Annotated in this window: 18 protein-coding genes; 4 read left to right on the top strand and 14 right to left on the bottom strand. The window is 63.4% G+C overall.

Translation table 11 applies throughout. The annotated features are described in order from the left end of the window. Nucleotides 1-1,558: 1,558 nt before the first annotated feature. The 4 genes from HTS88_RS05720 to HTS88_RS05705 all read right to left on the bottom strand — a co-directional run bounded on the left by HTS88_RS05720 (nt 1,559) and on the right by HTS88_RS05705 (nt 4,479). Nucleotides 1,559-2,473 (bottom strand): peptidase M56 family protein, encoded by a 915-nt coding sequence (locus HTS88_RS05720; protein ID WP_174176339.1) that lies wholly within the window; start codon nt 2,471-2,473, stop codon nt 1,559-1,561. After that, nucleotides 2,470-3,081 (bottom strand): RNA polymerase sigma factor, encoded by a 612-nt coding sequence (locus HTS88_RS05715; protein WP_174176337.1) that lies wholly within the window; start codon nt 3,079-3,081, stop codon nt 2,470-2,472. The genes HTS88_RS05720 and HTS88_RS05715 overlap by 4 nt, the downstream gene beginning before the upstream one ends. A gap of 232 nt (nt 3,082-3,313) precedes the next feature. Beyond that, nucleotides 3,314-3,868 (bottom strand): hypothetical protein, encoded by a 555-nt coding sequence (locus tag HTS88_RS05710; protein ID WP_174176335.1) that lies wholly within the window; start codon nt 3,866-3,868, stop codon nt 3,314-3,316. A 2-nt stretch (nt 3,869-3,870) separates the two neighbouring features. After that, nucleotides 3,871-4,479, bottom strand: coding sequence for an RNA polymerase sigma factor (locus HTS88_RS05705; protein ID WP_174176333.1), 609 nt, complete (start codon nt 4,477-4,479; stop codon nt 3,871-3,873). Nucleotides 4,480-5,152: 673 nt separating this feature from the next. Between HTS88_RS05705 and HTS88_RS05700 the strand changes: the two genes are divergently transcribed. After that, nucleotides 5,153-5,620, top strand: coding sequence for an HIT family protein (locus HTS88_RS05700; RefSeq protein WP_174176331.1), 468 nt, complete (start codon nt 5,153-5,155; stop codon nt 5,618-5,620). Nucleotides 5,621-5,670: 50 nt separating this feature from the next. Here HTS88_RS05700 and HTS88_RS05695 read toward each other — a convergent pair whose 3' ends face one another. Beyond that, on the bottom strand, nt 5,671-5,817 hold the full coding sequence (locus HTS88_RS05695) for a hypothetical protein (RefSeq protein ID WP_174176329.1): 147 nt from the start codon (nt 5,815-5,817) through the stop codon (nt 5,671-5,673). A gap of 924 nt (nt 5,818-6,741) precedes the next feature. Here HTS88_RS05695 and HTS88_RS05690 point away from each other — a divergent pair. Further along, nucleotides 6,742-6,936 carry a hypothetical protein gene (locus HTS88_RS05690; RefSeq protein ID WP_174176327.1) on the top strand — a complete coding sequence of 65 codons (195 nt, stop codon included), beginning with the start codon at nt 6,742-6,744 and terminating at the stop codon, nt 6,934-6,936. A 290-nt stretch (nt 6,937-7,226) separates the two neighbouring features. On the opposite strand, the gene HTS88_RS05685 is transcribed toward HTS88_RS05690, so the two are convergent. The 4 genes from HTS88_RS05685 to HTS88_RS05670 all read right to left on the bottom strand — a co-directional run bounded on the left by HTS88_RS05685 (nt 7,227) and on the right by HTS88_RS05670 (nt 13,383). Beyond that, entirely contained in the window at nt 7,227-7,532 is a 306-nt protein-coding gene (locus HTS88_RS05685; RefSeq protein ID WP_174176326.1) for a hypothetical protein, read from the bottom strand. A 580-nt stretch (nt 7,533-8,112) separates the two neighbouring features. Continuing rightward, complete coding sequence (locus HTS88_RS05680) at nt 8,113-8,937, bottom strand: aldo/keto reductase (protein WP_343044887.1); 825 nt, start codon at nt 8,935-8,937, stop codon at nt 8,113-8,115. 204 nt (nt 8,938-9,141) lie between these two features. Next, on the bottom strand, nt 9,142-11,316 hold the full coding sequence (gene yicI, locus HTS88_RS05675) for an alpha-xylosidase (RefSeq protein WP_174176322.1): 2,175 nt from the start codon (nt 11,314-11,316) through the stop codon (nt 9,142-9,144). Between the two features lie 6 nt (nt 11,317-11,322). Beyond that, nucleotides 11,323-13,383 (bottom strand): beta-galactosidase, encoded by a 2,061-nt coding sequence (locus tag HTS88_RS05670; RefSeq protein ID WP_174176320.1) that lies wholly within the window; start codon nt 13,381-13,383, stop codon nt 11,323-11,325. 25 nt (nt 13,384-13,408) lie between these two features. Between HTS88_RS05670 and HTS88_RS05665 the strand changes: the two genes are divergently transcribed. Then, nucleotides 13,409-14,434: a LacI family DNA-binding transcriptional regulator gene (locus HTS88_RS05665; protein ID WP_174176318.1), complete on the top strand. Its 1,026-nt coding sequence runs from the start codon at nt 13,409-13,411 to the stop codon at nt 14,432-14,434. Nucleotides 14,435-14,460: 26 nt separating this feature from the next. On the opposite strand, the gene HTS88_RS05660 is transcribed toward HTS88_RS05665, so the two are convergent. Genes HTS88_RS05660 through HTS88_RS05650 form a run of 3 tightly spaced genes read right to left on the bottom strand, consistent with a single transcriptional unit; the run spans nt 14,461 to nt 17,351 of the window. Further along, nucleotides 14,461-15,414, bottom strand: a complete 954-nt coding sequence (locus HTS88_RS05660; RefSeq protein WP_174176316.1) for a carbohydrate ABC transporter permease — start codon at nt 15,412-15,414, stop codon at nt 14,461-14,463. Next, nucleotides 15,411-16,361, bottom strand: a complete 951-nt coding sequence (locus tag HTS88_RS05655) for an ABC transporter permease (RefSeq protein WP_174176314.1) — start codon at nt 16,359-16,361, stop codon at nt 15,411-15,413. Before HTS88_RS05655 ends, HTS88_RS05660 begins: the two co-directional genes overlap by 4 nt. 12 nt (nt 16,362-16,373) lie before the next feature. Beyond that, complete coding sequence (locus HTS88_RS05650; RefSeq protein ID WP_343044886.1) at nt 16,374-17,351, bottom strand: extracellular solute-binding protein; 978 nt, start codon at nt 17,349-17,351, stop codon at nt 16,374-16,376. A gap of 84 nt (nt 17,352-17,435) precedes the next feature. Between HTS88_RS05650 and HTS88_RS22130 the strand changes: the two genes are divergently transcribed. Further along, the gene (locus tag HTS88_RS22130) at nt 17,436-18,218 is read left to right on the top strand and encodes a fibronectin type III-like domain-contianing protein (protein WP_343044885.1); all 783 of its coding nucleotides are present in this window, start codon (nt 17,436-17,438) and stop codon (nt 18,216-18,218) included. A gap of 87 nt (nt 18,219-18,305) precedes the next feature. On the opposite strand, the gene HTS88_RS05645 is transcribed toward HTS88_RS22130, so the two are convergent. Both HTS88_RS05645 and HTS88_RS05640 read right to left on the bottom strand, forming a co-directional pair. Beyond that, nucleotides 18,306-18,911 carry a DMP19 family protein gene (locus HTS88_RS05645; protein ID WP_246256010.1) on the bottom strand — a complete coding sequence of 202 codons (606 nt, stop codon included), beginning with the start codon at nt 18,909-18,911 and terminating at the stop codon, nt 18,306-18,308. A 47-nt stretch (nt 18,912-18,958) separates the two neighbouring features. Then, the gene (locus HTS88_RS05640; protein WP_174176312.1) at nt 18,959-20,128 is read right to left on the bottom strand and encodes a LacI family DNA-binding transcriptional regulator; all 1,170 of its coding nucleotides are present in this window, start codon (nt 20,126-20,128) and stop codon (nt 18,959-18,961) included. Between the last annotated feature and the right edge of the window lie 98 nt (nt 20,129-20,226).

Below are 20,226 nucleotides of genomic sequence, written 5' to 3'. Positions count from 1 at the left end.
GCGAAAGGGCCTGAAAGGCGTTGCCATTTCGAAACCCTAGGGATTCGAAGCAGCCTGTCTGCGACAGTGCCGCCGCCGGTAGAGGAACCGATACCGGGCAGGGTGGACGCGACCGCAACCGCGGTGAATCACAGGGCTGGAAGAACGACTTTCCGTTCTCCATATTCCAGTGTGACCTCGCGTGAGACATCCACAGCACTTGGAGTCCTCATCACGTAGGTTCGAGGAGCCATGTCGGCTGTACAGTTTGGCCCGCCTCGGCTCTCAATGTTCAGCTTCATGTGATGAGAACTGACGACTTCAATGGAGGCTGGGAAAGCAGGACAACTCGAACTGCCGCTCAGCACGACCGCGAACCTTGCGCCGGAATCTAGCCAACCTGCAGTAGCAAAGGGAAATGATGGATCTGGAGCCGAACTGGGCTGGGCGGTGATTGCTTCAGCTGGGAGGCCACCTTGGCGTTCAGACTCGACGATTGAGGCAGGAACCGCTGAACAACCTGTAAGTAGCGCCGACAAACCGAAAACAAGAAGTCGAAGTGAGATCCCCATATGCAGAGGCTACGCTGTTGCCGAACCGATCCCTTTGACAAGCATTGGCTGGGTGAACAGCCCGGGACGACACACTTGCCTGACGCCCGCAAGCGGATCCTCCCGAAACAGCTGAACCACCGTGTCTCATAACTTCTGTGCCTCGAATTCCTAGCCAAGAGAGACAGTCTGCGCGAGGCGGCGTTCGCTGCCCCCGGCATGGCTAGGAGCAGGTGCCCCCATACATGGGCACCGAAACTGTGGAGGATTTACCGGTAGCAGTCGTGGTCACTTTGATAACCACACAGGCTGGCCCTTGGACCAAAGTCATTCCGGGGAACTGCGTAGGCCGGTCTTCACATGCGCTGAGGGTATAAGAACTCGGTAAGTCGAAGTCTCCTTGTCGGAGCTCTTCGCTGGTTTCCCATTCTGTCGCAGAGGAAACGATGAGTGACGCGTCTGCGGGGTTGTCGATGGTGATGGTCCGTTCCCCGGATCCTGCCGCTACGGTTATCGGCGTCTTCCAAGCCCCATATTTCGTGCCTCCGCCGTCCGTGTAGGAATATCCGGTCATCTCGTCTCGGATGGGCCATGAATAGCTGGCAGGGCTGCCCTTCCATGCAAGCGATGAGACACCTTCGGCTGTCGGAGCTTCAGGTGCAGGTGGTGGACTACCTTGCCATGCATCCTGGCAAGTCAAATTGGAGGAAAGGTGAAGCCGCGGACTGGCGGTACCCAATACCGGATCCGGTTGGGTCGGCGTGCAAGCAGTGACTACCGCTAAAACAACCAACACCGCTGGCGGTGCGATCCGAATTGAGTGCATAGCTGCCCCCATTGAGCTATTGAACCTGCTTTAAGCACAGCACGGACCATTCCAAACTGGAACCCCAACCCGGTACGGGGTCCCCTTACGGGCAGCTGAACGCCAGTGCCTCATAACCTCAACGTCTCGAATCCATAGGGTTTCGAAGCAGCTTGTCTGTACGGTCCGGTGACGGATCGACTAACGGGCATGTGTTGTTGTATCAGTTGGAAGGGACAGGGATAGCTGGGTATCCGGTTTCTGTTGGCGACAAACCCGGGCAAGGCCATGCCTCACCGGGACCTAGTGTTGGCGGGACTCCCGCGCATTCCGGCGCCGGCTCTCCAACGACCCCGAAGTTCCCGGCAGAATAGCTGATGACGAATTCACCTACGACCGTCTTGCCAGTCACGTTGTAAACGGGAATGGCAAAGTCTTTGCCTAGGCGGGCTTCCTGCCATGCGAGGGCTTCTGCCGGACTCTTGAAGGTCTTCATCGCTGCGGTACCGTCGGCATCTTCAAGTTCTGTCCGGTAGACATAGCCTCTGGTCCCATTGGTTGCTATCACGGCGACCATGTCGGGGCTTCCGTTCTCGTTCTGCGCGCCGTAGGTGTCTCCGTCGGCGTTGGTTGCCCACTCGGTGGTCTTGGTGTTGACGTACTGGGCGGTGATTTTCCAGCTGGCATCGGGGCTTGTTGTGATGGTGATGCTTTCCTCCCCGGGGGTGAGGGGAATTGTGTATCCGGTCCAGTCCTGGGGGGTTCCTACATCGTCCTGGTCGCAGGTGTTACTGGCCCCGCGGGAGTAAGAAAAAGTTCCCGCACTCAGGCAGTGCAACTGCATTTCAATGCCCGTTGTGCCTTCCGGGGGCGGACCGAGCTGCACGGTGGCCGTCCCCGTGTGAGTCTCCGTTACTGGGGATGCCAAGGGCGTTACCTGCGTGGATCCAGGGGTGACGAAAAGGCCGGCGGCGGTCGCGCCTACGCCGCCGAGGACGCCGATGCCGGCGACTACTGCGGTCCCGGCCCAAAGCCTGGTGCGTTTCCGGGCGCGGACAGGTGCGGCTTTCTCAACTCTTGCAGTGAGTTCGGCGCGTAGCGCGTCACTGAACACGTTGTCGACGTGGAGCTGGTTCATGGCCGTTCTCCTTCCAAAACTGGTGTGGGAGCGGTGGGAGGGTTCTGCGCTGATGCCTTGCCGTCGAGGGCGGCCCGTAGTCGTTGCCGGGCCCGGTGCATCCGTGATTTTGCTGCGGCTGGTGTCAGATGGAGGACGGCAGCGGCCGCGGCGATGGTGTGCTCTTCGAAAACGATCAGGCTCACCAGGTGCAGGTCTTCTGCAGACAGCGTGGCAAGAGCCTGCGCAAGGTCCTGATCGAGTTGGTTTTGGTATCTGCGGAAGGGATCCGCAGTGGGGTCACTGTCTTCTTGGGTACGGGGCAGGGAGTTCAGGAGCCGTTGGTAGCGGGCTACAGCGCGGGCGCGGTTACGGGCCATGTTCGTTGTCGTGACCAGTAGCCAGGGAAGTATTGATCCTTCGACCACCCGGACGTGCTTTCGTCGTCGCCAAAGTTCGAGGAAGGCGGCAGCCATGATATCTTCGCCATCGTGGTGGTTCCCGCACAGCCGGTAGGCGTGGCGGAAGACCCTGTCCCGGTGCCGGTCGTACAGGGCGCCGAAGGCGTCTCCCTGGCCCAGAAGGCTCTGGCGCCAAAGCCCCTCGTCGCCGGTTTCTATGCTCCCCATGCCCTTTAGTGTCCGGCAAAGCCTAAAAGGTTTCGCAGAATCAAAAAAACTTCAGATTCATGTCCAGACCTAAAGATGTCTCAACCAGGGCCGGTCCCGCGAGCAATGAGCTGGTTATACGGTAGGTGCCCTGGTGAAGGATCTCTCAGCGGGACGTTCTGAGGGATTTATGTGTCAGCCCTAGCAGGTGCTGGGACCTCAGGGCCCAGCGTTGCGCTCCTAAAGCTATCGCCTAGGGACTGGGCTCGGGATCGGTTTTTAGGGCAAGTCCAAGAGTGCCGCAGACTCTTTCGTCACCGGGAATCACAGCGGCCCTACCGTCCTGGAGGACGCATACAGTCAGAGGGCTCGGCACCGGGTGGGATGAGCTGGGGTCGTAAAGGCTTGGATGTGCTCGGCCGTCAGGGTCATTGGGGTCGATAGCGTTTTGTGCCCACGCTGCTCGGCATAGTGACAGAGCGTCTTCGATCATAATTGTGCTGTCTGGGCGTTCGGCTGTGCTTGGTACTCCCAGGACCATGGTTGTTCCGGGGAAGCTGTTGCCATGGAGTTCGGCTCTTGCCAGGCAGGCTATGGAGCTTTTGTCCGTGACTGGCATCTGCATGACCAGCGCCCCACCGGTTGCAAGAAGGGCGATAGCGACACCAGACAGCAATATTCGTTTGCCTTTGGTGTTCTGGAAATGCTGGTTTTCCGGGGTCCCAGTTTGCGCGACTTTTGTCACAAGAGACTCGATGGCTGCGCTGCGGGCCGGGTCAAATTTCGGCGAATGTGATTTGTTGGTCATGCTTAGTCCTCCTCAGACGTTAAAGCGGTCCGTGGCGGCAGGAGCCCAGTAGATGGGTTCATCAGCTGTGAGAGCTTGCTCTTTGCGCGTGAGAGCCTGGATTTCACCGTGCCTGGAGGAATTCCTAACAGTGCACTCACCTGAGACGTACTCATGTCCTCGTAGACACATAGGGCGATGATTTCCTGGTCCTGCCGGCCCAGTGCGCGGTAGGCGCGATGCAGAAGCTGGGAACGGCGGCCCTCGTCAACTGCTTCAGCTACGGAGTCACTGTGATCCGGCACGGTGGGGCTTTGGGGAAGTTTCCGCAGCAGCCGTTCATATCGAAGCCTTGACCTGATCTTGTTCCTGGCAACATTTGTGGCAGTTACCAATAGCCAGCCGAGCATCGAGTCGTCAACGAGTCGCACTTTGGATCTGCAGCGCCATGCTTCAAGGAACACCACCGCTGTGACGTCTTCAGCTTCAAATGCGGTTCGCACCAGCCGGAGGCTGTGGACAAAGACCCGGTCCCTGTGGCGCTTGAAAAGCGAGGCAAAAGCCGGGCCGTCGCCGTCGATGGCGCGTTGCCAAAGCTCCTTGTCTGTGGATGAGTCCTTACTGTCCCCCATATCTATAAGTGTCCGGCAACCCAACCAAGGTTCCATAAGAATTCGCCAGTCATTTCCACGCCCGCTAGGTGCGAGGATTCGCAGTTGTTCGGCCCAGTCCCGTGCCGAGCTTTTGCGACCCGAGGCGTCCACTTAGCACTGCCCGTAAGCCGGCCCTTCAACGTCTACGCACTTAGTACGCCCACGTTCGTCAGGCTTCTAATCGGTCAGCAGATTGCTAATTCCCATTGGACGCGGCGTAGGACTGCCGGTGAAGGTGCGGCGTCCGCTAAACCTTGAGTGGTCTCGAAACCCTTGGGATTCGAGGCGCTGAGGTTTTGAGACGCGGGCGCAGTACTATCGGTCGCTAGATAGCGGTACCGAATGACCCCCCGGCTGATCCGTATGCCTACTGCGTCCACGCCATGGGGGATGCAGTGGACGCAGCCGTAGCATGGTCTGTGCGTCGGCGAGTTGAATTCGACGCAGGGCCTTTCCGGTCCCTGCTCGCCCTACTTCACGACAATCGGTAAGGATCCTCAACCGGTCGCAACACGCGCGATTCGCTGTCTTTTATGGCTAGGGATTCGAGGCGACGAAGTTTCGAGACACATCAACGCAATGCGGAGCACGGTCCAGCTGCCCGTGAGGGGACCGGGCAACGGCAGACGTTTCAGTCGTGTACATATTGAGCATGGGACTAGAAGCTCAAATATCGGACCGGAACGATTGCCTGTTCTGCGGCATCGTTGACCGCGATCCCGGAGACCAAATTTTCTTTGCCGACAACGACGTCGTGGCTTTTCTCGATATCGCTCCAGCGACTCAGGGGCACACCTTGGTCGTGCCACGCATGCATGCGGTCAACGCATTCGATGTGGGAGGTGATGAATTTTCAGCCACAATGCGAGGCGCATGGAGCGTTGCCAGCCTCCTCAAACGACAGCTGAATCCTCAAGGACTGACCCTGATTCAGAGCAGCGGAGAGGCGGCCTGGCAGGACGTTTTTCACCTGCATGTTCATCTCATTCCTCGATATCAAGGAGACGGCCTCGTCCGCCCCTGGGGTCATATTCCGAGCAAGCCTGAGGCGGTTGGACAGATAAACAATTCCCGCGCCTTGACCGTCGACCTGCGTCGGGCAAGCGGCTACCAGGGCTAAACCGGTCTCTGCCACAGGATCCCTCAACGGGAAAGATTCAGTCTCTGAACTCAGACGAAGGCATCATCGAAATCGCCGCTGCCCCGGCCACACTGCAGCAGCTCCAGGAAGCCCCTTGATTCGGCACCATCGTAGCTGTCGCCGTGCAGGATCTGCTCAGCTGTGCCTTCCTGGACGCCGCCAGGACCACAGCTCACCTGGGCCGTCTCGAAACCTCAGCGCCTCGAATCCCTAGGGATACGAGGCGCTCGGGTTATGAGACATACGGGTTCAGCTGTCTCAAGAGGAACCTTTACGCGACGGTCTCAATTAAAAGTGACCTGAACGGGCTTGAACCTGAAAGGCCCCCCGCATCCGACCCCGAAAGGATGTTCTCCGGTGGATGCAGTTTCTACTGGCAGTTCAACCGCTGTTCGGCCGCCAATGGCAGCTGTGGCCTCAACTTTGATCGAAGTAACGCTTACGGGCTTGTTCAGGTAAGGCGCGGATTGGGGCACCAGCCACTTCCGCTCATCATTTTGTGCCACCGGTTCAGGCATGCACTCTTCCCCAAAACAAGCTGCAACGGACGTCGGCGGAGTGGAAAACACCAACTCCACGGGACCTGTATAGGCATAACCAATGGCTGGGCACGCACGGGGAATACGGGACCCGCCGCCGATCACAGCGATTACCGCCAACACTGCGACGATGCTGCCGACTGCAAGGAGGAGTGCCCACCCACGCTTCATGGAGCCAGACTAGCGCTGTACGGGACAACCGCGCGCATCGAGCCATTACGGTAATGGATCCCCTATCAGGGCGGGAACTGCTCGAATTGCGACTATAGAAAGAAGGCAGCCAGTCCCGTATTGTCACGATGAAATGACGGTACCGTGCTCTGCGAGCTTGGTGCATAGTCCTGAACATGGGGTGGGAATGTTTGGAGTAGGGCCGTTTTCGCGTTCGCAGAAGTTGATACTGACGGTCGGCACGTCAATTCTCACCTTTCTGGCTCTGACCAGATGCGTGATCTTTGTAATTACGGGCAATAGTGAGTGGCCGTGGACAGCGTGGCCAGTCCTGGTGGGAGTAGTCATGCTCATATGGATTCGTCGCGTTCCGATCAAGGAGCCGGGCCGATGACTCCAGTAGGGGTGACGCTTTTCGGGCTGGGGTTCCTGGGCCTGCTGGTTTCGGTACTTTACGGATTCATCGACAAACAGCGGACCGGTCAACTCTTCAGGCGGAAAGAGATCTTTGTCCCTTTGCTTATCGTTTCAGGGGCCCTCGGCTTCTCAGGAATATTCGTCGTTTACCTCTCGCAGTCCCAGTAACAGCACAGCAACCTCGATCAAGACACTTGGTCCTGGGTGTGGGATGTCCGGCTTCCGGTGAAGGATCCCCAGCCAGATCGTTAGGGGGCATCCGAGGAGTCTCGCCGCTCCGAAGACAACAATGCTGTCTTCTATAGCTAGGGATGCAAGGCGTTTAGGTTATGAGACACGGGGGAATTGAGCTGTCCCGTAAGGGGATCCCTCACCGGACACTGTTCCGTTAGCCAAGTTGGCAGCTTTCGAGCCGCAGTGCGTGGTTCTTATCCGAACCGGCACTTTCCGGCTCGTTTTCAGGTTTCCAGCTGCTTAAGCCAGTCATTCAAAATGTCGAATTCGGCCGCTTCGATGAGGGCAAAGGCCTGGATGACCTCGTCAGGCGTTAGCTGATGGCGTACCTTGTCGACACGCCGCCTCCACGTCCCGATCTCTTCAAACCGGAGCGACGCCTGGGCGTACTGATAAAAGTCCGCGACGGCTTGCTCATCCCGATCTAGAAGTTCGAACAGCTTTCCGGGGTCAGCAACAAAGTATTCGTCCCCTAGTACCCAATCCCGTTCCGTCTCTATGGCGAACCGCCAATGAGGGGGAAGAGCCATGTCAAAGGTCTCGAATGCCTTTATTGGCCACCAACTGGGAGCGAAAACCCGTTCCCCCCACCCCGAGGAAGCTAAGCATTCCAAGCTGTCACCTTGGCTACTGATTGCCCACAGGGTATACGGGTGCCCGAGCTCAAGGTCCACAAGCTGGTTCAGTTCATCCCGCGAAAAAGCGTGACGACTACTCACTGCCCAGATCTGCACAATTAGCCTGTCTCTCGTTTTGCTGACGACGCTATCCGCTCGAAGCGACATTCACAGCAACCTATTACATTCCATTGACTTGCGATGCGCCCGTAAGCCGGTCCCCAGCCGGGTCAGTGCGACAGACAGGTGATTTCCATTGAGGAGCGTGGCATCCCGGTGCCCGACGATTCCCGTAAGACCCGCCCGAAAAAATGCCCGGTGAAGGTGCCCCAAACGCTACACATCAAATCGCCTCGAAACCCTTGGGAGACAGTCACGTCTCGGGGACCAGGTGAGGACCGCGGCGGCACCACTGCAAGAGTCGCGGGATGCTGGAGTTCGTCCCCCGGTCGACAATTCCCGTGACTATGTCTGGTAATTTCCAGTCAGACCCCTAACCCAAATCCGCATTCCCGGCCGAAGCCAACGGCAGCATGCGTCCCCAGAAGTCCTCCGGGATGCTCCACTGCGCCAGGCGTGCCGCCTCGGCCACCCGCTCTGGCTCCGCCATCCCCACGATGGTTGAGGTGATGCGGGGATCGCGGGTGGAGAACTGCAGGGCCGCGGCGGCGAGCGGCACCGAATACTCGCGGCAGAGCTCCTGCATCTTCCGGACACGGCCCAGCAGTTCCGGGCTGGCCGGCCGGTAACAGTAGTTGGTGGTGGCATCGGGCCCCTTCACCAGCAGGCCGCCGCCAAAAGGCGCGGCATTGATGAAGGCGACGCCCCGCCGTCGTGCGTCCTCGATGAGCGGCTCCGCCGTCTGGTCGACCAGCGTGTACCGGTTGTGGCTGATCACCACGTCGAACACATCCAGGGCCAGGTACTTCAGTTCCAGGTCGATGGGTCCGCCGGCCACGCCGAGGTGCCCAATCACCCCCTGGTCCCTCAGATCAACGAGCGCCTCCAACGGCCCGCCCGCCGCAACACCCTCCCCGAAGCTGATCTTCTCCGGATCGTGGAAGTGGACCAGCGGCAGCCTGTCCAGCCCCAGCCGCTCAAGGCTTTCCTCCACGCTGCGCCGGACACGGTCCCCGGAGTAGTCCGCCGTCCCCAGGATGGGATCCACTTTCGTGGACAGGACAAAGCCTTCCGGCAGCCCGCCCGCTTCCCGGATGACCTGCCCGATCCAGCGCTCGCTGCCGCCGTCGTGACCGTATTCGTTGGAGGTGTCCAGGAAGTTGAAAGGCCCGGCCAGGGCGGCGCGGACGGCCGCCACTGCCGTTGCCTTCCGCTCCGCCGCGGTGCCGTTCCGCGGCGGCGCGGACGGCCGCCACTGCCGTTGCCTTCCGCTCCGCCGCGGTGCCGTTCCGCGGGTGGTTTCCCAGCGAACTCGTGCCGACGCACACATCGTTGACAGGGAGGCCAGTGCGGCCCAGGGTCTTCATGGCTGTGGGTATCCTCGCCTCGGTGACAGATTCCATCAGGCTACGACGGCGGACACGTCGCCGCCGCTGACGGTCACCTCAAAGTCCGTGGTGGAACCGTCCGGCGACGGCACGTCGATGCGCCGTGTCCCGTCCGCCGCCGCGAACGCCCGGAACTGCATGTCCCGTGCCCAGTCGTAGTCCGGCCGGTCCGACACTGTACCGATGGGCAGCACAGCCCCTTCCCTGACCCACGTGGCAGCCTGCATCACCGAATACTCCTTGCGGTGCCAGCGCGGGCCCGCCAGCTGCTCCCCTGTTTCCAGGTGCGTCCAGGTGCCCTCGGGCAGGTAGAAGGACACGGTGCCGGACGGGTCCATGACCGGTGCCACCAGGATGTCCGGCCCCAGCATGTACTGCCGGTCCAGGTGCGCGCAGCCCGGGTCCTGGGGGAACTCCATAAAAAGCGGACGCATCAGGGGAATCCCCTCCGCGTACGCCTGCTCCGCCGCCATCTGCAGGTAGGGCATCAGCCGCATCTTCTGCTCCGTGAAGTGCCGGAGCACGTCCACGGATTCCTCATCCACCAGCCACGGCACACGGTAGGAGTTGGACCCGTGCAGCCTCGAGTGCGAGGACAGCAGCCCGAACGCGATCCACCGCTTGAAGATTTCCGGCTCGGGCGTGCCCTCAAAGCCGCCGATGTCGTGGCTCCAGAAGGAGAAGCCCGACGCCGCCAGGGACAGCCCGCCGCGCAGCGATTCAGCCATGGCAGCGAACGTGGATTCGCAGTCCCCGCCCCAGTGCACCGGCATGGTCTGGCCGCCGGCCGTGGCGGATCGCGCAAACACCACGGCTTCGCCTTCGCCCAGCTCCTTGGACAGCAGGTCGAAAACCGTCCTGTTGTACAGCTGCGCGTAGTAGTTGTGCATCCTGTCCGGATCGGACCCGTCGTGCCACACCACATCGGTGGGGATGCGCTCGCCGAAGTCCGTCTTGAACGAGTCCACACCCTGGCCCAGCAGGCCGCGGAGTTTGTCCTGGTACCAGAGCACGGCGTCAGGGTTGGTGAAGTCCACCAGCCCCATGCCGGCCTGCCACATGTCCCACTGCCACACCGACCCGTCCGGCCGCTTGACCAGGAAGCCCCGCTCCAGCCCCTCCCGGAACAGGTGCGAGCGCTGGGCGATGTACGGGTTGATCCAGACGCAGACCTTCAGCCCCCGGTCGTGGAGCCGGGCCAGCATGCCTTCCGGGTCCGGGAACGTGGCGGGGTCCCAGACGAAGTCGCTCCAGTGGAAGGACCTCATCCAGTGGCAGTCGAAGTGGAAGACGGACAGGGGCAGCTTCCGCTCCTCCATGCCGTCAATGAACGAGTTCACGGTCTTTTCGTCGTAGTCCGTGGTGAAGGAGGTGGAGAGCCACAGGCCGTATGACCAGGCCGGGATCCGCGATGGCCGCCCGGTCAGTTCGGTGTACCGGCGGATGATGTCCTTGGGCGAGGGCCCGTGGACGATGAAGTACTGGAGCCTCTGGCCCTCCACGCTGAACTGGGTTCGGGACACCACCTCCGACCCCACCTCGAAGGACACCTTCTCCGGGTGGTTCACGAACACCCCGTAGCCGTCGTTGGTGATGAAGAACGGCACGTTCTTGTAGGCGAGGTCGCTGGAGGTGCCGCCGTCCTCGTTCCAGATGTCTACCGACTGGCCGTTCTTGACGAACGCGCCGAAGCGCTCGCCCAGGCCGTACACGTTGGTGCCCACGCCCAGGCTGAGCTGTTCGTGCACAAAGGTCCGCCCGCCGTCGTCCGTGATGACGCCGACGCTGCGCGGCGTGGAGGTGGTCAGCAGCCTGCCGTTCCCCAGGAAATCGACGCCCCAGTCCCCGGCCGTGCTGATCCGTGCCGTGAGCCCGCCGGAGGTGATGCTGGCCGTGTCCGCGTCCCGGCTGAACTGCGGCGCCGGTCCCGTGCGGTTCACGTCAAAGTGCGGGCCGTTGTCCAGCCCGCCCTGGAAGTGCTCGATGGTCACGCCGATGACGTCCGGCAGGGGCGCGTCGAAGGTGACCGTCAGCTGTGGAAGGTTCAGGGCATCGCCGCGGGAGGTGATGCGCTTGGTGGGTGCGTAGACCGTCAGGCTCCGCTCGTCCTCCACAACGTCGGAAACGTCGCGCGGGTGCAGCGCCGAGAAGCCTTTGCGGTACAGCCAGTAGCCGTCGGTAAATTTCATGGGATGTCAGTTTCCGTTCTCAAGAGGGTCTGGGCTGTCTTTGAGGACCAGGGCGCCGTACGGTTCCAGGGCCAGGCGGGGCCCGCAGGCGTCCCCGGTGAGCACGTCCACAGACTGCCCGGTGAGCGTCACGGTGCGTGGTTCCGCGCCGTGGTTCAGCAGGAAGTGGTGGCCGCCGCGGGTGGCGAGTTCGACGTCGTCCGGCAGCGTTCCTGCCACCGGCAAGGAGATGCGGGCTGCTGCCAGGGCCTCCCCCACGATGTGCCCCAGCGCAGGACCGGGCAGGTCGCACCCCGCGTACCAGGCGGTGCCGCTGCCGTGGCTGTTCCGGACTACCGCCGGTTTTCCAGCCAGGGAGCCGGAGGCAAACGTGGCCGCCGCCGCAGCGCCGGGGCCGTCCAGGCGGAGGTCCTCGGACCAGACAGTGGCCTGGAGCCCGGCCGGCACATCTGCAGTGACGCCGTCCTGGGGCGCCGCGAAGTCGAGGCCGATTCCTTCCGCCAGGGGCCGCCATTCCTCGCCGCTGACGCCGAGCATGGACGCCAGGACAGAGGGGAACCGCCCCTGCCGGAGGTGGCCGTTGCTGTCCGCCACCCCGGTGAAGGGCCCGACGACGGCCGTCCCGCCCCGGTGCACCCAGGACGCCAGCGCCCCGGCGTTGTCCTCGGTGAGGAGGAAGAGGCTGGGGACGAGCACCAGGTCGAACCGGTCCAGCGGCGTTGAGGGGTGCACCACCTCCACGGACAGGCCGCGCCGCAGCAGCGGCCGGTAGTAGGCCTGCAGCTGGTCCAGGACGCCGAGCCTGTCCGTGGGGCAGTCCGGGGCCTCCGCCGCCCACCAGCTGTTCCAGTCGAAGAGGACAGCGATCCGGGACGGCGCCGGGGTCCCGGCGAGGAGCCGCAGGTCCTGCAACTGGGAGCCGAGCTCCGCGACTTCGCGGAACACGCGGGTGTCCTCCCCTGCCAGCGGCACCACGGCAGAGTGGAAGCGTTCGGCGCCGAAGGCGGACTGGCGGAACTGGAAGAAGCAGATGCCGTCGGAACCGCGGGCCAGGGCGGAGAACGAGTCCACGCGGAGGGCCCCGGGTTCCTTGGCGCTGTTGTGGGGCCGCCAGTTCACCGCGGAGGCTGCCGATTCCATCAGTAGCCAGGGTGTTCCTCCGGCCAGTCCGCGGCACAGGTCGTGGGTGAGGGCGCCCAGTTCCCAGGTCTGCGGCTGCCCGGGATCGGTGTACCAGTTGTTGCCCACCAGGTCCGTTTCCCCCGCGAAGCTGAAGTAGTCCGCGCCGCGGAAGAACCCCATCAGGTTGGTGGTGACCGGTACATCCGGGGAGTACTGGCGGATGATGTCCCGTTCAGCGGTGAAAAGTCTGAGCAGCGACTCCGAGGTGAAGCGCTTGAAATCCAGGACCTGCGTGGGGTTGTGGAGGTACGGCGCCGTGCGCGGCGGCAGGATTTCCTCCCAGGTGCTGTAGCCCTGGCTCCAGAAAGTGGTCCCCCAGGCCGAGTTCAGGTGTTCCAGGGAGCCGTAGCGGCGCAGCAGCCAGGTGCGGAACGCGGCGGCCGTTTCGTCGTCGTAACTGATCTGTCCCAGCTCGTTCCCCACGTGCCACATCACCACGGCGGGGTGCTGGCCGTACCGCTCGGCGAGCGCTGCGGTGACCTGCCGTGCGGCGCTGCGGTACACGGCCGACGACGGCGAGAACTGGTTGCGGGAGCCGTACCAGAGCGTCGTCCCGGCGGCGTCCGTGGGCAGCGTGCTGGGGTAGCGGTGCCCCAGCCAGGGCGGCGGCGATGCGGTGGGCGTGGCCAGGCAGACCTTGATGTTTCCCTCGTCGAGGAGGGCAAGGATCCGGTCAAGCCAGCCGAAGTCCCAGGTGCCCTCGGTTGGCTGCAGGCGTGCCCAGCTGAAGACGCCGAGGGTGACCAGGTTGATGCCGGCCTGCTGCATCAGCCGGATGTCCTCCGGCCAGCTTTCCTCCGGCCACTGCTCGGGGTTGTAATCGGCGCCGAAGAGCAGCCCGGCCCGCTCTGTCACGGCGCTCAGGCCGTGGCTTCGAGGATGCATGGAATTCCTTGGTTAAATGATGGATATGAGTAATCGAAAGGCTTCAACGGCGGCGACCATCAGTGACGTGGCCAAAGAGGCAGGGGTTTCCACGAGCACCGTGTCCTACGTGATGAGCGGGAACCGTCCCATATCGAAAGAAACCCGCGAAATCGTCGAAGCGGCCATGCGGCGGCTGAAGTACAGTCCCCGGTCCAGTGCCCGCGCTCTGGCCTCCAGCCGCTCCAACGTCCTGGGGCTGGTGGTGCCCCTCCGCGCGGACGTCAACGTGGGAGTGGTGATGCAGTTCGTCACCGCCGTGGTGACTACGGCCCGGACGTTCAACCAGGACGTCCTGCTCCTGACCCAGGACGACGCCGGCAGCATTGAGCGGGTGACGTCCCAGTCCATGGTGGACGGCCTGGTGATGATGGACATCGAGGCCCGCGATCCGCGCATCCCCGTGCTGGCCAAGCTGGACAAGCCCGCAGTGCTGATCGGCATGCCGGACGATCCGCGTGGCCTCAGCTGCGTTGACTTCGACTTCGCCGGCGCCTCCCGCACCGCGGTCCGCCATCTGGTGGAGCTGGGCCACCGCGGCATCGCCTTCATCGGTTCCCCGCCCGCCTCGCTGCGCCGGCACGCCACCTATGCGGACCGGGCCCTGCGCGGTTTTGAGGAGGCATGCCGGGAACTTGAGGTCACGCATGTTTCGGTGGCCTGCGAGGCGAACTCCAAGGACCTGGCCCGCGCGCTGGACAAGGTCTTCGCCGGTCCGGAGGCCATCACCGCCCTCCTGGTGCACAACGAGGGACTGCTGCCCATCCTGCGCGAGAACCTCGCCGCGCACAGCCTCTCCGTCCCGGAAGACATCTCGGTGGTGGTCATAGCCCCCGCCGATGTGGCCACGTCCGCCTTCCTGCCCTGGACGGCGGTGTCCATCCCCGCCATGGACATCGGCCGCGCCGCCGTGGAGATGGTGATGGACCGGCTGAGCCTGGCCAAGCCCGCCGAGCTGCGGCTCATCGCCCCCACCCTCTCCGAGGGGGCAAGCACCGCGGCGGTCCGCTGACAGCTGCCGCAGGGACACGGGAACGCTCATCCCTTGACCGCGCCGATCATCACGCCTTTGGTGAAGTGCTTCTGCACGAAGGGGTAGACGATCAGGATGGGGATCATGGCGAGCACGATCACGGCCATCTGCAGCGCCGGGCCTGCCGCCGCCCCGGTGCCAACATCCACTTGGCCGGGAACAGAAACACCCTGGAGCACGTAGGACCGGAGCACCACCTGCAGCGGGTTCATGGAGCTGTCGTTGATGTAAAGGATGGCGTTGAAGAACGCGTTCCAGTAGCCCACCCCGTAAAACAGGGCGATGACGGCGGTGACGGCCTTGGACATGGGCAGCACGATCTGGGTGAGGGTGCGCCACTCGCTGGCGCCGTCAATCCTGGCGCTGTCCAGGATCCCCCGGTCGATGCCCATGAAGAAGCCGCGCAGGATGATGATGTTGAACACCGAGATGCAGCTGGGCAGGATCAGCGCCCAGTAGGTGTTGATCAGGCCCAGGCCGGACACCAGCAGGTACGCCGGGATGATGCCTGCGCTAAAGAACATGGTGATCAGCAGGGTGAACAGGATAGGCGTGTGGGCGAAGGACCCCGGCCGGGACAGGCCGTACGCGCAGAGGATGGACACCACCATGCTCAGGGCCGTTCCGGTGGCCGTGACGCCCACGCTGACCAGCACCGCCCTGGTGACCACCCCGCCGCTGAGGATCTGCTGGTAGGCGGCGAAGGAGATTTCCCCGGGGACCAGGACCAGTCCGCCGGCCTGCGTGATGGTGGCCTGGGAGGAGATGCTGGTGAGGACGATCGTGTACAGCGGTCCCAGGACTGCCAGGACGACGACGGCGAGCACCACGATCTTGCCGGCCTTCGCCGCTGCTCCGGGTTCTTCGTCCCAGATAGGGCGTTCCGGTTTGGTGCGCGGCTGCCTGGGAGGTTTGGCGGCACTGGCTCGAGTGGGCGCCTTATTGGTTAGTGTGCTCATTTGGAATAGACACCGCTCTCACCGAAGATGTGGGCAACTTTGTTGGCGGTCAGGATCAGCGCCAGGCTCACCAGGCCCTTGATCAGGCCTGCGGCGGCAGCGTAGCTCCAGTCGCCGTTCTGCACGCCGGTGTAGTACACGAAGGTGTCCAGGACCTCGGAGGCCTCGGCCCCCACGGCGTCCCGCTGCAGGATCATCTGCTCGAAGCCCACGGTCAGCGAGTCGCCCAGCCGGAGGATGAGCAGCAGAACGATGACGCTGCGGAGCCCGGGAAGGGTGACGTGCCACATGCGCTTCCACCGGCCGGCCCCGTCCACGGCCGCTGCTTCATACTGCGCGGGGTCGATGGCACTGAGGGCTGCGAGGAACACGATGATGCCCCAGCCTGCGTCCTTCCAGACGGCCTGGGAGGTGAGCAGGAACAGGAACGTGTCCGGGTTGGTCATGATGTCCACGGCCTGCCAGCCGTTGGCGCGCAGCGACTGGTTCAGCAACCCGGCGCCGCCGAAGATCTGCTGGAACACGGAGACCACCAGCACCCAGGAAAAGAAGTGCGGCAGGTACACCACGGCCTGGATGGCGGCCCGGAGCCGCGGGTTGACCAGGGAGTTGAGCAGCATGGCCAGGGCGATGGGGATGGGAAAGAAGAACACCAGCTGGAACGCCGTGATCACCAGGGTGTTCTTGACGGCCAGCCAGAAGTCCGGGTCCGCCAGCACCCGCGCGAAGTTGTCCATCCCCACCCAGGGGCTGTCCGGAATCCCCACATACGGGGAGTAGTCCTGGAAGGCCACCACGTTGCCCAGCATGGGAAGGTAGGCAAAGACGGCCAGCAGGATCACGGCGGGCAGTGCCATGAACACCAGGGAGCGGTCCCGGTTGAACCGCAGTCTGAGGTTGGCCTTCGGCCTCAGGGCGGGGGCCTTGCGCTCTGTTCCGGTGCTCATCCTTGCCATCTCCTAGGCCAGGAATCCGGCGTAGAAGTCCCGGAGTTCGTCGCCGCCCTTGCTCTTCCAGGTGGCGAGTTCGGCATCGAGGTCCTTCATGCTCTTGCGGCCGCGGATGATGTCCTTGGCAAGGTCGTCAAAGGGCTTGGACAGTGAGCCGAACTTGGCTGGCTCCTGGATCTGCATGCCGAAGAAGGCGTCCTCCACAACGTTGGGTGCCTGGCGCGCCTCCCACTCGGACTGGGACTGGACCAGCCCCGGGTACTGGACCATGGAGTTCACGATCGGGGCGTTCACCAGGAACGCGTAGGTGCTGGTGACTTCCTCGGTGCCCTTGGCCGTGGCCTTCGGGATGCCCTGGGCGTCCCTGGTGAAGTGGACGCCCTCCACACCGTTGTTGATCAGCACGTTCTCCTCGGTGCCAAACGGGGCCGCCATGAAGTTGGCCAGCGCCAGCATCTCCTCCACCTTGGCGGGCTCCGTCTTCTTGATGAAGCTGAAGATCGCTGCCGGCTGGGCCCGGAACAGGGTGGGCTTCCCGCCGTCCGGGGCGAAGTAGTCCATGGGCTGCATGTTGAACTTCGGATTGGACGGAAGGACGCGGGCCAGGGCCTCGTGCCAGGAGCCCATGCCGTCGGAGGCCATCAGCGAGGCGCCGGATTCGAAGCGCTGCTTGGACTGCTGCGCGTTGCCGGCCACGGCGTCCGGGTGGACCGAGCCGTCGGCAAACAGTTTCGCCGTCCACTCAAGGGCAGCCCGGTACTCTTCGGTTTCCACCTTGTTCTGCAGCGTGCCGTCCACCTGCTTCCACTTGGGGACCACGCCGTGCATGATCTGCGCGCCGGTCCAGACGTCTTCCGAACCCCAGCGATTCTTCGATTCGTCCGTGAGTTCCTTGGCCAGAGTGCGGTATTCGTCGGCGGAGGTGGGCGGCTTGGCGCCGAGTTCCTCGAAGAGGTCCGCGCGGTAGAAGATGGCGTCCGAGATCACGACATCATCACTTCCCGCTCCACGTACCTGTACAGCCGCGCGGAACCCCTGTACGCGCTGGGGCACGGACTGACGTACGGCGAGGTGCACTACGAATCTGTGGCCCAGCGCGAACTGCCGGGCGAAGGCCCCCAGGGTGCGGACCAGGTGGAACTCGTGGTGGAACTGCGCAACGCCGGCGCCCGCCCGGCGTGGGAACTGGTGCAGGTGTACGCGTCCGCCCCGGACCACCGCTTCGATTTCCCCCGCCGGCTCCTGGTGGGCCACCAGCGGGTGAAGGTCCCGGCCGGAGGCACGGCCACCGCAAGGATCCGGGTGCCGCTCGAGAGGCTTGCCACCTACAGCGTGGTGGAGGAACGGATGCTGGTGGAACCCGGTACGTACCAGCTTCTGGTGGGCGCGTCCGCGGAGGATCTTCCGCTGGCAGTCCCATTCAGTGTGGCGGGGAGCGCCGGATCCGGGCGCCGGGCCGGCCGGTGGTTCCGGGCTGAGAACTTCGACTCCTGCCACCATCTGGCGCTGGTGCCCGAAACGCCGCTGGCCGGCACGGCGATCGCACCGGCGGACACTACCCGGCCCGGCTGGGCGCTCTACCGCGGCTGGGAGCTGGCCCCTGCCGACGGCGGTCATGAGGTGATGCTTGACCTGGTTTCCGGCGAACCGGCGGGGCCTGCCGGCCTGGTCCGCATCCAGGTACCCGGCCCTGCGGACACCTGGAACACCGCGGGCAGCGCCAGGGTTGCCGCGGGCTTCAGTGGTGAGCTTGTGATTCAGCTTCGCCCCGGCACAACATTCCGCGTGCGCGGCGGCGCCTTCCGGCTGGTGCTGGAAGGCGCCGTAAAAGTCACCCGGGTGCAGCTGGCGTAGCCGCGGCCGGCAGCCACCCGGTACGAAGCGGTCAGGCGCGCGTGATCAGGCGTTTTTGGTCTGGCGCGTCTGGTCGGGAGCGTCTGTTCAGGCGCCGATCATTTCGGCGTCCGCCTGCGCCTGGCGCTCCGGCAGGTCGGGAATCATTGACGCACGCCGCTCAATGTAGGCGCCGACCTCCTCGTCGTCCAGCACCAGCAGCTCGGCCTGGCCGCGGAGCCAGGCGGCGTTGAGCGCCGTGATGTTCTCCCTCTCCAGCAGATCCTCAAACTCGCCGTCAAGCTCCTCCATCCGGAGGACGCCGTCGGGAACTTCCTCGGAGTCCTCATCCAGGCCACCGTCCAGGTAGCGCTCCTCGTCTTCTTCGGACAAGTCATCAAATGCCTCGACAGCCCGGTTGAAGAGGTCAAGATGGGCAGGGGCACCCATGCCCGCCATGCCTTCGCGGACCAGGGTGTCCGTTTCGGAGCGGTCGACGGCGGTGAACACGTACTGCGCGAAGCCTCCCTCCAACGCCTGGGTCAGATAGAAGTCCACGCAATAGCTGCGCACGGCCACGGGCGACATCTCTTCGGCCCGCAACAGGGCGCTGTGCATGGCATCCACAACGCTGACGTTCGCCTCCACGACGTCCTCGTCGCTGGAGTCGATGCTGCTGCTGGTCAGGACGACGGGCTGCTGGCTGGTGATCATGGCAATCCTCACGGCTGGTACGGGTGGTGCTCGGAACGTTTTTCACGCTACGTGGACTGGGCCGGTGCGCCGTTGAGGGGGAAATGAACGTCCGGCGAAGTTTTCGTCGTAGGCAGGTTTTCCTTCCGCCGGCCGTCGTGGCCGCCCTTGCCGCCGGACGGCCCGCCCACCGAGCCGCGCTTCACGAGGGTCGCGGCGAATTCGGGTTTGGCCGCCGGCGCTTTCCTGCCCTGGATCTGCCGGATGAGGGCCTCGGCTGCTGCCACGCCCATCTCGTACACAGGCTGGGCGATCACCGTCAAAGGAGGCCTGGTGAGGCGGGTCCAGGCGAAATCGTCGTACATGAGGAACGAGACATCATCCGGAATAGCGAGGCCGAGGTCCTGGATGGCCTCCACAACGCTGAGCCCGATCAGGCCGTCAGAGGCGATGATGGCCGTTGCAGGGTCCGGCTGCTGCAGCAGTTCACGGGTGATCTTCTTGATGGTTTCCGGTCCGTCGGCGTTGAAGCGCACCAGATCGTCGGGTTCCTTGAGACCCGCTTCCCGGAACGCCCGCATGATTCCGTCCCGCCGGTCCGAGATCTGGGAAGAGCCCAGCGACAGGCCCGTGGCGTAGGAGTCATTCGTCCGAAGCGTGGAGATGAAGGCGATCCGGCTGTGTCCGGCCTCAATCAAATAGCGGGTTGACTCATGGGAAATGCCTTCCATGTCCACGGCCACCGTGTCCACATCCAGCCCCTGCGCCGTACGGTCCAGCAGGACCAGCGGCCTTCCCGAGCTGTGGACTTCCTGGAGGTGCTGGGTCTCCACGGAAGAGGCGGGTGCCACGATCAGGCCGTCAACCCGCTTGTCCAGCAGCACCCTGACGGCGTCCACTTCCGCAGCCCTGTCCTCATCCGTGTTGACCAGGATGACGTTGAAGCCGCTCCTCTTGGCGGTGTCAGTTATTCCCCGGGTGGCCAGGCCGAAGTGCGGGTTTTCGATGTCGCCCACCACCACGCCGATGGTGTTGGACTTCCCCGTGTTCATGCTGCGGGCGAGCTCGTTGGGCCGGTAGTTCAGCTCCTCCGCGGCGGCCTGCACCCGCTCCCGGACGTCCTCGCTCACTGCGCCGTAATTTCCCAGGGCACGGGCCGCCTGGGCCTTGGACACCTGCGCGGCCTTGGCGACGTCGGCAACGGTGACGTCGCGTCGACGGGAAGCATCAGTACTCATGTCGGCCTTTCGTAATGGACCCTTGACGCCCTTAGTGGCGTCGATTACATTTCTATCCATCGATGTGAGTCCGGTCTCAATCGTAGGCATTGAGACCG

It is taken from the genome of Pseudarthrobacter oxydans (assembly GCF_013314975.1).
GTDB classification, from domain to species: Bacteria; Actinomycetota; Actinomycetes; order Actinomycetales; family Micrococcaceae; genus Arthrobacter; species Arthrobacter oxydans.
The sequence above is the reverse complement of the archived record's forward strand: the minus strand, read 5'-3'. Positions and strand labels throughout refer to the sequence as shown.

Excerpts from the sequence above, each read along its gene's own strand:
- HTS88_RS05720 (WP_174176339.1), bottom strand. The coding sequence starts at position 2,473 with ATGAACCAGCTCCACGTCGACAACGTGTTCAGTGACGCGCTACGCGCC.
- HTS88_RS05715 (WP_174176337.1), bottom strand. The coding sequence starts at position 3,081 with ATGGGGAGCATAGAAACCGGCGACGAGGGGCTTTGGCGCCAGAGCCTT.
- HTS88_RS05710 (WP_174176335.1), bottom strand. The coding sequence starts at position 3,868 with ATGACCAACAAATCACATTCGCCGAAATTTGACCCGGCCCGCAGCGCA.
- HTS88_RS05705 (WP_174176333.1), bottom strand. The coding sequence starts at position 4,479 with ATGGGGGACAGTAAGGACTCATCCACAGACAAGGAGCTTTGGCAACGC.
- HTS88_RS05700 (WP_174176331.1), top strand. The coding sequence starts at position 5,153 with ATGGGACTAGAAGCTCAAATATCGGACCGGAACGATTGCCTGTTCTGC.
- HTS88_RS05690 (WP_174176327.1), top strand. The coding sequence starts at position 6,742 with ATGACTCCAGTAGGGGTGACGCTTTTCGGGCTGGGGTTCCTGGGCCTG.
- HTS88_RS05685 (WP_174176326.1), bottom strand. The coding sequence starts at position 7,532 with ATGGCTCTTCCCCCTCATTGGCGGTTCGCCATAGAGACGGAACGGGAT.
- yicI (WP_174176322.1), bottom strand. The coding sequence starts at position 11,316 with ATGAAATTTACCGACGGCTACTGGCTGTACCGCAAAGGCTTCTCGGCG.
- HTS88_RS05670 (WP_174176320.1), bottom strand. The coding sequence starts at position 13,383 with ATGCATCCTCGAAGCCACGGCCTGAGCGCCGTGACAGAGCGGGCCGGG.
- HTS88_RS05665 (WP_174176318.1), top strand. The coding sequence starts at position 13,409 with ATGAGTAATCGAAAGGCTTCAACGGCGGCGACCATCAGTGACGTGGCC.
- HTS88_RS05660 (WP_174176316.1), bottom strand. The coding sequence starts at position 15,414 with ATGAGCACACTAACCAATAAGGCGCCCACTCGAGCCAGTGCCGCCAAA.
- HTS88_RS05655 (WP_174176314.1), bottom strand. The coding sequence starts at position 16,361 with ATGAGCACCGGAACAGAGCGCAAGGCCCCCGCCCTGAGGCCGAAGGCC.
- HTS88_RS05645 (WP_246256010.1), bottom strand. The coding sequence starts at position 18,911 with ATGATCACCAGCCAGCAGCCCGTCGTCCTGACCAGCAGCAGCATCGAC.
- HTS88_RS05640 (WP_174176312.1), bottom strand. The coding sequence starts at position 20,128 with ATGAGTACTGATGCTTCCCGTCGACGCGACGTCACCGTTGCCGACGTC.